The following is a 10,731-nucleotide window of genomic DNA, read 5'->3' as shown; positions in this document are numbered from 1 at the left end:
TGCGGCGGCTGGTTGAGCTGTCCCACCGAGCATTTGCTGCTTCATCGCTGCTAGCTCGTCATCGACATCACTACCCGCCGAGAGCGCGGCAAATTTGCTTTCGAGATCGGCACCAGTTAATTCTGCTGCTGCTTGAGCTTTAGCTTCGCCAATCAGAACTTTTTCTTCCATCCGCTCGAAAGCAGCCATTGCACTATTAGTACCCAAGCGTCCGACAGCACCTTGTAGTTGCTCCTGAGCCTTGGCAGCTTGGGCGCGAGACTTGAGCATGTCTTTCTTGGTTTTGGCTTCCGAAATCTTGCCTTCAAGTTGGATCAGACTCTTTTTCATCGTGTCTACCATGCCTGCTTGCCCGTCTAACTGAGCTTTGAGGCTCCCGGCAGTTTCACTGTAGTTTTTCTTCCGCACCAGGGCTTCACGGGCGAGATCTTCATCTCCTTTTTGCAATGCTAGTTGTGCTTTGCTCTGCCAGCTATTGGCATCGCCCATCGCTTTGTTGTACTGTTGCTCGGTGCGTTTTTGATTGGCGATGCTGCTGGCAACGGCTTGGCGTAGTTGTACCAAATCTTCCTGCATGTCCATCACTGCCTGTTCCAGAATTTTCTCTGGATCTTCGGCTTTGCTCACCATATCATTTACATTCGCCCGCAGCAGTCTGCTCACCCGATCGAATAATCCCATATTACTATCCTCTTGATATTTTTCTGCTCTAGCAGCTCGGTATCTAGTCCGCTGCTGGTGCTAGAGTTTTGACTTGACAATTTAAATACATGACCTAGTAATTATGATAACTTCTGGATCTGACGATCGGGCATGACTAGACTAGGAATTAGTCATAAGTGCGCTATTTCCGCGAACTTTCCGATCCTAACGTCCGATGGGCGGGGTAACTCGATAGCCCGATGGTTTGGCAACAGTATAGAAATTAGGCGGTAAGAGCGATCTGACTAGGCTATCAGCGAGTCTGGGCTGAGCGGTAATTGTGGTCGTGGGTAATGTCTGCCTCGTACCGCGCATCCCATTAAAGGGGATGGCTGCTGGTGCTGTCGATGCCGCCGGGGGAGGGACACTCACGGTTGGTGCGGTGGTAATGTTGGTAGCTGTGACTGTGGGCAATTTAATCGTATTGAGAGTACTCAAATTAAGTTCGGTAAATTCACTAGCCGCAAGGTTGGGGCTTTGAATCGTTTGTCCGGAGGTGCTAGGACTGGTGACTTTAGTAGCGGTTAAGGGCGCTAAGATGCCAGGATTGAGATAGGTGTAGACAGCACCACCCGCCAGCGCACAGATGACAGCCATCGAACCGATTTTGAGCGGTGTAAAATGTTTGGTGCGGGGAGCGGGAGCGGGCTGCGGCGGCTCTACAGCGGGATAACCCGATTGAATTTGGCGCAGCAATTCTTGAGAGGAGGATAAATATCTATCGTGGAATTGTGCCATTTCCCTGCTAGATGAGAAGTTGAGATCCAAATTTTCGGCGACCGCTGGTGCGTCCGATCGATGGAGCGCGATCGGGGCATAATTAAGATTGGCGTTCGCATTGCGACTACTCGATGCTGATGTCGTCAGCCCGTCGATAATAATGAATCCACCTTTTGGTGCTGGATTAGCTTCAGCAGGCGGCACGATTTGGGCAGTGAGGATCGCCGCGTCTGCATCAAAATCGGCTCCATGTTGTGCCCAAGTGGTGCTATCACTTGCAGATCGATCGCTTTGGGCGCTATCTTCATCCTGAATCGGTTCGCCATGGCCGATTTCCCGCCCCTGTGTGGCTCTGAATCTCCCTAGTTCGTCTGCCAATTTGATATCTAAGCAACTTAAAGCTTTTTGGAGTGCCGGATTGACATAGTAGGATTCCGGATGCTCGGTGTCGCTGGGTGTGTCTAAAGGCAGGCTGTTGCCATCGCGAACATCAGCGACCGCCGCTTGACCGGATAAGGGCACGTTCGCGCTATCGTCAGATGGATGGTGGTTCATAAACTCACTTTAACCGCAGAGATTTCTAAAGATATGATTTGAGATCGATCGAATTAATTAGTGACTCTATGCTTAGAGTACTCATAATTGCAGTAACACTGAATATCCGGCAATTTGGTTGTCGATGTTGCCACCGTCACACCTAGCAGACAAGCCGTTTGGCGCAATCATCAGTCCAGTTAACTCACTGACTACCTAGTCTCTCCTTCGCATTGCTAAGCTTAGCAGTAGCTTGAGGGGACGAGTGACTGACTTACGGAGATAGTCGATCGTTACCATGTCATTAATATATGTCAAAATTCAGCCAATTGACTAAAAAATAGACATTTGACCAACCTGACTGGAGTAAGTTTGGCGATTACTAGTAGTTATAGACATGTCAATAGCACCAATTTCCGCAATTACATTACAGCTTCAAGAGCAGCCAGGATGGGAAGGGGTCAGGGATTGGGGTGCGATCGTCCGGGCATGGCAAGCGAGTGTATCGCCGCTTATCGCCGAACGCACTCAGCCGAGATCTCTAAATCGAGGACTGCTCACCATTGCCACTAATAGCGCCAGCCTCGCCCATCAACTGACCTTTGGGCGGCAGAAACTGTGTCACCAGTTAAACCTACACCTAGACGGCTCGATCCAAGATTTGCGGTTTGTCGCGATCGGGTTTAGCAGCAACACTTCACCCACAGCTACCCAGAGCGTGTCTGTCCCTATAGACTCAGGCGCAGTAGTTATTTGTTCCCAATGTAATACTCGCGCCCGCCAGGGGGAGTTGCTCCGGTGGGGGGTTTGTCAATTTTGTGCGATCGATCTCGGAATTTTGGGTCGCAAGTAAGTATCCGAAAACACATATTTAAATTAATTATTACCTCTATCAAAAGGTAGATAACAGCATTCAACTAATACGTTTAAACCTCTACCGATCGACACAATCTGCAATCTTGCCAAGCTGCCGATGCCCGTTTCTAGCGATCCCTCATAGTTTTAGCTCCATTACCACCCGGATTGACTGTTAATAAAATTATTGCAGGTATGTACTGAATACTTTAATAAATGTGTCTAACTATAAACTGAATCTAAAGACAATCTAAAGTAAAAAAATGCTGGGGATCGCTATAAGCTGGATGGGATCGTCGATCGATGTCACTTTTGCCTGAATCGGGGACAGGCATAATAGTAGTGAGGAGAGGATTGAATTAGGTGCTCTCCCAATGGGTAACACTGATGAACGACCAAAATTGTATTACATCTGCCTGTCGCTACTGTCGCTTCTACCGACCAGAGGGAATGCACGGCGGGGCTTGTCAGCAGCTAAATGTATCCGTTCGTAGTGATTGGAAGGCTTGTCAACTAGGTCTACCAGCCTTTTCTAACAACTGGGACGCCGACAGATTGGCGATCGCCAATCGTCAAATGGAGTTACCGCAGGTACTAGAAGGTACTGAGATCGGTGAAATGGTAGCACTAGAATTGAGCGGCACGATCGCTAGTAGCAATAACTAAATCCTCATTAATTAATTTTAGTTACTCAGGCTTGCGATCGCCCCCGACTAACTGCACAATCGATCTTGGTTACATTGTTCACTTCTACATCGATCGCAGTTGGTAATCGCCAATGACAGAACCGATTCTACCGATTGTATTACCGCCAGCCACTGACGCTATGAAAGAAGGCGAGTGGCTACAAGCATCGCTAAAAGTCTGGCTCGATCGCGAATTTATTCCCGAGTCGATTAATATCACTATTGCTAAGCGTGCCGCTCAAATCTATATTCGGCAGCGGATGGAAGGTGAAAACGACCTGGGTTGCCTGGTGATGGCGATCGTCACAGAGATGCAGGCCTTCAATTTTCAGGAAAGCTTTTTTGGGGAATTCACCGTCGCCAATGCTGTCAGCGATATTATCTTGGATAGCTTGGGTATCGACAACCGTTGCTGCGGTAATTAATTTTAGGCGTTGCTGGCTTGATGGCTCAAAGGCTAGAGATGGGAGTGGGAATAGGTTGATACCTATTACCCAGTGCCCTTATCCTACCAACTAGATTTAACTACACCGGGTAGCAAACCTTGGTGTGCCCATTCGCGCAAGACGTTACGAGACAGCCCAAAATCACGGTAGTATCCACGCGGACGACCAGTTACCCAACAGCGATTGTGCAACCGAGTGGGTGCGCTGTTGCGGGGTAGTTGTTGAATCTTGCGGTGGATTGCAAATCTCGCTTGGGGGGTAGCCGCAGCGTTAAACTCGGCTAACAGAGCCGATCTCTTGTCTGCATATTTTGCAACTAGTCGCTCGCGTTTCTTTTCCCGCTCGATCGATGATTTCTTCGCCATGTGTATAACTTTCTCTATTTACAAAAAACCCGAGCGATTCTTGTGGATCTACTCAACTAACTTTAGTCGGCAGGCATTACAAGAGTGCCAAACACTATATTATAAAGCACTTGTGGTGAGTTTGTCTATGGCGATCGCCAATTAGGTCGGGAGTTCGTCTGAGTTAGTATTAATACTCCTTTCCAAAATTGAGTTAGATCGCTACAATCGGGAGTAGATAGCGATCGATGAGTCGAAGTTTACCGATCGAACTAAACGATCGACGATCCAGCAGACGCCAGCGGTCGATCTGGCTTGAGAATATTCTCTGATTCGAGCTAAATACTGCGTGCTTTTGCTCGGTTTTGGCAATCCGAGCAAACGAGCGTCATAAATATTTTTTGGGCGATTTTTCGAGCTGAATTCGATCGCTTACTGTGATAAGTTGGGTATGCTAAATCATACCCACAAAATACTGCCTACTGAAACATAGACACACGATGGTACACCCGAACGCTAGCTTGGTGTTCGCACAGACTTCAAATTCTACCTCTGGAGCTATTTTCCAGCATTTCCAGCCAGTGGTAAAGAGCCAATGGATAGATATTTTCAGGTTGCTGGCTTTAGGGTTTCACAGGTACAAATACTCATCCATAGAACGTAGCTACTCTCGATCGAGAATTACTAGAGCGAAGGTCATGACAGGTTGACCAAACCTTTGTCAAAACTACCAAATAAATTTCACTAAAAGTTGAAACTTATTTAGCGCAAATCATTCATATTAACAAGTGAATCATTAGCGAAAGTATCGCGACGGCATAGCTATCTTTTTTCCCGCATTCGCAAAATTCTTGCCCTATTCGCAAGTGTTTTGACTGCGACAATTTCGTTTTGACTAAATTATCCAAATCTTGAATTTTGAATTGGTAGAAAATGCTTACTCTCGCTCCAGAATTTAGCTATCCGACGCTGCTGCACCCCGATCGCCACGTGTGGGATTTTTGGTATCATTTCGACACAGATACGAGCATTTTTCATCTATTTTATCTCAATGCCGATCGCGGGTTGGTCGCTACAGACGCGCACCATATGAGTTCGCAGGTAGGTTATGCTACTACTAAAGATTTTTTGACGATCGATTGGATTAGCGATCGCGTACTGGGTGCAGAGCCTCACGGCTGGGATGATACCTCGATTTGGAGCGGGGATATTATCAAAATTCAAGGTGGTTATTTGATGTTTTATACATCGAGAAACCAAGCGACACACGATGGGATGACGCAAAATGTGGGCGTAGCATTTACCCATCATATTCAAAGTTTCGATCGCTGGTTTCGGATTCCGAGTATTCGGATTCAACCGCAAGCTCCTTACGCGCTTCAGCACGTTCCCGAAGATCTGACAATTCACGCTTGGCGCGATCCTTTTCTGTTTCGCCATGAGGAGCAGATCTATATGTTGCTCTCAGCGAAAGAACCAGATCGACCATTAGGTAAAAAAGGTACGGTAGCGCTGCTCAAAGCTAAACATAATAATTTTGAAGAGTGGGAGTATTTACCCCCGATCTGTCATCCAGGCTTCTATGCGGAGATGGAAGTGCCTCAGTTGTACAAAGCGAGTAATGATGAGTATGCGCTGGTGTACAGCACTTGGGCAAAGTATGATTTTGCGCCGACGACCGCTCACAGCGGTGGTCTTCAGGGCTTTACTTCGTCTTCGATGTTTGATTTTCCCGGGACAAATCCCGAGGTGATTTTACCGGAAACGTCTCAGCTCTATGCTTGCAGAGTTATTCCAGAACTCAATGGCGAGATTGTGGGTTTTGATATCAAGACTGGGGGGATTCGCCGCAGTGGGGTTCAGACGGGATTGCAACATGTCGATCGCGATTTTAGCAGTTACTCGATCGCGATGTAATTAGACTAGTCGGTGCGTTATCCTGCGGAGTAACACACCCTACGACTGGACTAGAATTGTTGCTGGGTATAGGTAAAGGTAGGGGCAATTCATGAATTGCCCCTACCTTGATTTGTCGTGAAGATCGCCAATCCAAATCATCCTTAATAATTGACAAGATTACCCGAACACCTAAAGCCTAAAACCTAAAACCTACTCCATCTCCGGCGTGTATTTCCCTTGACAAGCGGCGCTGTTGAGTTTCGCGCGATGGAGCAGTAGCTGTTGGGCGGTGGGGATATTGGCATCGTCGCCGTGCCAATAATCCAGAGCGGGTTGCTGGATGGCGCGGGCGTAGGAAAAAGTTACAGTCCAGGGACATTGGGCTGCGTATTGGGCATTGATGAGATTGAGATGGGCGGTGGCGCGTTCGATGCTCTGTCCGCCGGAGAGAAAGGCAATCCCTGGTACTGCATCAGGGACATTATTTTGCAGACAGCGGACTGTCATTTCGACAACTTTTTCGACACTGGCTTGTTCTGAGCAATTAGCTCCCGACAGCACCATGCTCGGCTTGAGAATTATCCGCTCTAGATCCACCCGATTGAGCTTTAATTGGTCGAATGTGACTTGGAGCGTGCGCTCGGTGACTTCATAGCAGCGATCGATCGTGTGATTGCCATCGATGAGTACTTCTGTCTCCACAATCGGCACGAGTCCACCTTCCTGGCACAGAGCGGCATATCGGGCTAGTGCATGAGCGTTGGCCACCAGACAAGTTTCGCTGGGAGTGTCGGTATCAATCGTAATTACCGCCCGCCACTTGGCAAACCGCGCCCCTATTTGATAATATTCAGCAATGCGATCGCGCAATCCATCCAAACCTTCGGTGACTTTTTCACCCGGACATGCTGCCAAGTCTTTGGCACCTAGATCGAGTTTGATGCCGGGAATTATCCCGATATTTTGCATAAATTTAACAAACGGCACGCCAGCTTGAGTCGATTGGCGGATCGTCTCATCAAATAAAATCGCACTGCTAATAAAGTCGGCTAAGTGCGGGGTGGTGAGAATTAACTCGCGATAGGTGCGCCGCCGCTCTTCGGTGGTAGGAATATTTAATTTCTCAAATCGGCGATCGCAGGTGCCTTTGCTCTCATCCATTGCTAAAATGCCTTTACCGTCGGTCATCATTGCCTGTACGGTCGATTGTAATTCCTGGGCGTATGAACTCATCGGTCGTTCCTCGTTGCAAACAGGGTTATTTCTAGTCTAATCACTTTTAGAATTTCTCAACTGTGAATGCTGCTCAACAGGCTACTGATATCACTCTTGCTAGTAAGATTGCTTCTGCTGTGAGTCTTTTTCGGACTGAGTTCCCCGATGCCAAAGTAGATTTACGACCGTGGGCTGAAGATCGCGATACTCAAGAGTTAGTAGATCCAGATTCGATCGATTTTAGTTTTCATTTTCCCGGCTGGAGTCGGCGGTGGCAAAGTCGGAGTGTTTTAGTCCAGATTCGATTTTATCAAGATGCGATCGCGGTCACAGAAGATCGTCTGTTTGAGTCACATCGAAATTTTATTGGGCTAGAAGTTACTGGCTTCGATTATCGCGGCAAACAATGGCGATTATCGACGGTAAGCGACTGGCAATTTGAAGGCGATCTCCAACCACAGCCAGAAATAGCTGATAAGTTGAGACAGTTTTGTCGTCAAATGTTTGAGCTATTTAGCTGATAAAATCAGCGATCGATTTGCTGTCGATCGCGGTCGATCTATGCTAAGCGATCTATCTACATATAAATACTGAGTAAATATTTGACATCTACTTACTTGTGGTATACTACATATATGTTGTTGGCATTGTTTCATTCGCTCGCGATCGCCTAAACCTCACTTGCAGACGTATTGTGAGTAAATACTTAGTCGATCGTCTTCACAGATAGCAGATAGTTAAAGTATATTTTTATACTTAAAAGATATCGAATGATGATATCGATTGGGCTAAAAGTCTAGTTTTAAGCGAGATAATTGTGATGTTTTATATGGCTAGATCTCCAGGGGAAAACTTAAATGTAAAGAAATTCGATACAAATCTGGCGATATCTTGTATACTGGACAAATTCTTGCTTCAGGTTCGATCTGCTAATTTAGGCTTATACCCCGTAATAATTTTTACTGAATTTATGCGCGTAAACACATCTGTGAGACTTTTAGTTATTGCTAGTGCATTTTTAAGTGCGAAAGCTGCACTCGCCCAAAATTCATTTTTACCCGCGCAAGTTTTAGTAGCGAAGAATACATTAAAAACTCAGGCAATAAATGTAGATAGTCTCTCCAGCCTTACAGCAGAAACTGTCTCTACCAATCGGTTCGATCGAGTTATTGACGAGCAGCCAGATCGCGCTCCGACAGACATTCAACCACTGCCCAGCCGCAATTTAACGAGCGCACACGCTCAGGGTCGGATATTTAATAGCGACGTTGCTAACTTGGATCGAAATTCGCAGATCATCAGCGGTGTGCCGAGCCAAATGCCTTCGTCGGAAGCCTCTGTCGAAATTTTCGTGCCAGCCCCTCGCACTAAAACCATTAAAGTACCAACTGTCTCGCGGTTGCCACGGGCGGCGAACAAGAGGATACCCACGGTGATGGCAATTCCGGTCGTTCAGTCCATCCGCACGATCGCTCCTAGTCCTAGTAAAACTCAGTTTACGCCCGCTACTGTAGCTAACGCTTTTCCGGCTGCACAGCCCATTGACGTACCACAGCCTAGTAATAATGTCCCGACTGTCCCCAGCCTCCCCACTGAATCTCAGGCGGAATTAATTTATCCATTAATGAATCCCGCACGCGTAACCTCCCGCTTTGGCTGGCGCACGCACCCCTTAACTGGAAACCGTCGCTTTCATTCTGGGATCGATATCGCCGCACCTTCGGGGACACCTGTAGTCGCAACGGCAACGGGTACGGTGATCTCAGCAGGTTGGAATGGTGGATATGGTAAGGCGATTGTCATCCAGCATAATGACTCCCAACAGACCCTTTACGGTCATCTTTCGGAAATCTCCGTCCAGCCCGGACAACAAATCGTGCAAGGCTCGGTAATTGGCTTAGTCGGCAGTACGGGTAATTCAACTGGGCCGCATCTCCACTTTGAAGCGCGGTCGCCCGGAGCGAATGGATGGGTGGCTGTCGATCCGACTCAAGAGATCCAGTATGCTGTAGATAACCTGCGGCGAGCGATGCCATACGCTGGTAAAGACAATCCTCAAGGACTCTAAAAATTTATCCCACAGAACTTGCTAGAATAGTAGCCTTGTGAATTCTCAATTGTTATGACAGTCAAACCAGAATGGCTGCGGGTCAAAGCGCCGCAGTGGGAACGCGTGGGTAATGTCAAAGACATCCTCCGCGATTTGCAGCTCAACACAGTTTGTGAAGAGGCTTCTTGTCCCAATATCGGCGAGTGCTTTAGTGCCGGAACAGCGACATTTTTAATCATGGGGCCTGCATGTACGCGTGCTTGCCCCTACTGTGATATCGATTTTGAGAAGAAGCCCCAGGCTTTAGATCCGACCGAGCCATTACGATTGGCAGAAGCTGTCAAGCGACTCAAGCTCAAGCATGTGGTGATTACTTCGGTAAACCGCGACGATCTCCCCGATGGTGGTGCGGGTCAATTTGTGCTGTGTATTCAATCGGTACGCGCCCTCTCACCCCAGACAACGATCGAAGTATTGATTCCCGACCTCTGTGCCAATTGGCAGGCCTTGGAGACGATTTTAGATGCGGCTCCAGAAGTGTTAAATCACAATACCGAAACTATTCCCAGGCTCTATCGCCGCGTGCGTCCCCAGGGTGACTATCAGCGCTCCCTAAAAGTGTTAGCGCGATCGCGCGCCTATGCGCCGAGCGTTTATACTAAGACGGGCATCATGGTTGGCTTAGGCGAAACGGATGAAGAAGTCCGCCAAACCATGCGGGATCTCCGATCGGTAAATTGCGATATCATCACGATCGGGCAATATCTCCAACCTACTAACAAACATCTTAATGTCGCCGAATTTATCACTCCCGCTCAGTTTGATGCGTGGCGGGTATATGGGGAAGAGATTGGGTTTCTCCAAGTGGTATCGACACCACTGACGCGCAGTTCCTATCATGCGGAAGAGGTGCAGAAGTTAATGGTGAAATATCCGCGTTAGTTGTTAGTGGACAGTGGATAGTGGATAGTGGATAGTGAATAGTAGCAGGATGAGAAATTCTAACCATCTGGGTTTCCGGCTTTTACGATGCGAGCGATATTCGATCCGACCTGCTTATTTATTCCGATGTTGCTGATTTAAGGTATGATTTGCCCTTCAGTCCCGCCAGATCCTTCGGCTCTGGCTCCCCTCTGTCTTGTCGTTTTTTTATTCGGGGGGAACACCCGAATAAAAACGCCGGTCCCAAGCGTGGGAGCGGCTCGCGCTCCACGGGTTTCCCGTGCGCGCAGCGTCTGCGAAGGCGAGGGTTTAGCGAGACAAGACAGAGGGGTTAGGGG

Annotated in this window: 11 protein-coding genes; 7 read left to right on the top strand and 4 right to left on the bottom strand. The window is 47.9% G+C overall.

The genetic code is table 11. The annotated features are described in order from the left end of the window. The coding region (locus RMO52_RS00330) for a PspA/IM30 family protein (protein WP_310409991.1) at positions 1-681 on the bottom strand (681 nt) is incomplete at its 3' end. A 186-nt stretch (positions 682-867) separates the two neighbouring features. After that, on the bottom strand, positions 868-1,977 hold the full coding sequence (locus tag RMO52_RS00325) for a hypothetical protein (protein WP_310409989.1): 1,110 nt from the start codon (positions 1,975-1,977) through the stop codon (positions 868-870). 376 nt (positions 1,978-2,353) lie between these two features. On the opposite strand from RMO52_RS00325, the gene RMO52_RS00320 reads away from it, so the two are divergent. The 3 genes from RMO52_RS00320 to RMO52_RS00310 all read left to right on the top strand — a co-directional run bounded on the left by RMO52_RS00320 (position 2,354) and on the right by RMO52_RS00310 (position 3,922). Continuing rightward, positions 2,354-2,809 carry a DUF721 domain-containing protein gene (locus tag RMO52_RS00320; RefSeq protein ID WP_310409988.1) on the top strand — a complete coding sequence of 152 codons (456 nt, stop codon included), beginning with the start codon at positions 2,354-2,356 and terminating at the stop codon, positions 2,807-2,809. Positions 2,810-3,198: 389 nt separating this feature from the next. Then, complete coding sequence (locus RMO52_RS00315; RefSeq protein ID WP_309742042.1) at positions 3,199-3,477, top strand: hypothetical protein; 279 nt, start codon at positions 3,199-3,201, stop codon at positions 3,475-3,477. Positions 3,478-3,589: 112 nt separating this feature from the next. Then, positions 3,590-3,922 (top strand): hypothetical protein, encoded by a 333-nt coding sequence (locus RMO52_RS00310; RefSeq protein WP_310409985.1) that lies wholly within the window; start codon positions 3,590-3,592, stop codon positions 3,920-3,922. 83 nt (positions 3,923-4,005) lie between these two features. Here the strand turns inward: RMO52_RS00310 and rpsN are convergent, their stop codons facing one another. Beyond that, positions 4,006-4,308 (bottom strand): 30S ribosomal protein S14, encoded by a 303-nt coding sequence (rpsN, locus tag RMO52_RS00305; RefSeq protein WP_309742040.1) that lies wholly within the window; start codon positions 4,306-4,308, stop codon positions 4,006-4,008. Positions 4,309-5,220: 912 nt separating this feature from the next. Between rpsN and RMO52_RS00300 the strand changes: the two genes are divergently transcribed. Beyond that, a complete protein-coding gene (locus RMO52_RS00300) occupies positions 5,221-6,204 on the top strand; it encodes a beta-fructosidase (protein WP_309742038.1) in 984 nt (327 codons plus the stop codon). A 192-nt stretch (positions 6,205-6,396) separates the two neighbouring features. Here the strand turns inward: RMO52_RS00300 and RMO52_RS00295 are convergent, their stop codons facing one another. Further along, positions 6,397-7,419 carry a class I fructose-bisphosphate aldolase gene (locus RMO52_RS00295; protein ID WP_310409982.1) on the bottom strand — a complete coding sequence of 341 codons (1,023 nt, stop codon included), beginning with the start codon at positions 7,417-7,419 and terminating at the stop codon, positions 6,397-6,399. 62 nt (positions 7,420-7,481) lie between these two features. Between RMO52_RS00295 and RMO52_RS00290 the strand changes: the two genes are divergently transcribed. From RMO52_RS00290 to lipA, 3 genes are all read left to right on the top strand, one after another. Next, positions 7,482-7,922 (top strand): hypothetical protein, encoded by a 441-nt coding sequence (locus RMO52_RS00290; protein WP_310409980.1) that lies wholly within the window; start codon positions 7,482-7,484, stop codon positions 7,920-7,922. Between the two features lie 449 nt (positions 7,923-8,371). Further along, entirely contained in the window at positions 8,372-9,469 is a 1,098-nt protein-coding gene (locus tag RMO52_RS00285) for a M23 family metallopeptidase (protein ID WP_310409978.1), read from the top strand. Positions 9,470-9,523: 54 nt separating this feature from the next. Then, positions 9,524-10,393 carry a lipoyl synthase gene (lipA, locus tag RMO52_RS00280; protein WP_310409976.1) on the top strand — a complete coding sequence of 290 codons (870 nt, stop codon included), beginning with the start codon at positions 9,524-9,526 and terminating at the stop codon, positions 10,391-10,393. Positions 10,394-10,731 lie beyond the last annotated feature (338 nt).

It is taken from the genome of Chamaesiphon sp. OTE_8_metabat_110, assembly GCF_031382685.1.
Lineage (GTDB): Bacteria > Cyanobacteriota > Cyanobacteriia > Cyanobacteriales > Chamaesiphonaceae > Chamaesiphon.
The sequence above is the reverse complement of the archived record's forward strand: the minus strand, read 5'-3'. Positions and strand labels throughout refer to the sequence as shown.

Coding starts and splice junctions, on each gene's coding strand:
- RMO52_RS00325 (WP_310409989.1), bottom strand. CDS start 1,977: ATGAACCACCATCCATCTGACGATAGCGCGAACGTGCCCTTATCCGGT.
- RMO52_RS00320 (WP_310409988.1), top strand. CDS start 2,354: ATGTCAATAGCACCAATTTCCGCAATTACATTACAGCTTCAAGAGCAG.
- RMO52_RS00315 (WP_309742042.1), top strand. CDS start 3,199: ATGAACGACCAAAATTGTATTACATCTGCCTGTCGCTACTGTCGCTTC.
- RMO52_RS00310 (WP_310409985.1), top strand. CDS start 3,590: ATGACAGAACCGATTCTACCGATTGTATTACCGCCAGCCACTGACGCT.
- rpsN (WP_309742040.1), bottom strand. CDS start 4,308: ATGGCGAAGAAATCATCGATCGAGCGGGAAAAGAAACGCGAGCGACTA.
- RMO52_RS00300 (WP_309742038.1), top strand. CDS start 5,221: ATGCTTACTCTCGCTCCAGAATTTAGCTATCCGACGCTGCTGCACCCC.
- RMO52_RS00295 (WP_310409982.1), bottom strand. CDS start 7,419: ATGAGTTCATACGCCCAGGAATTACAATCGACCGTACAGGCAATGATG.
- RMO52_RS00285 (WP_310409978.1), top strand. CDS start 8,372: ATGCGCGTAAACACATCTGTGAGACTTTTAGTTATTGCTAGTGCATTT.
- lipA (WP_310409976.1), top strand. CDS start 9,524: ATGACAGTCAAACCAGAATGGCTGCGGGTCAAAGCGCCGCAGTGGGAA.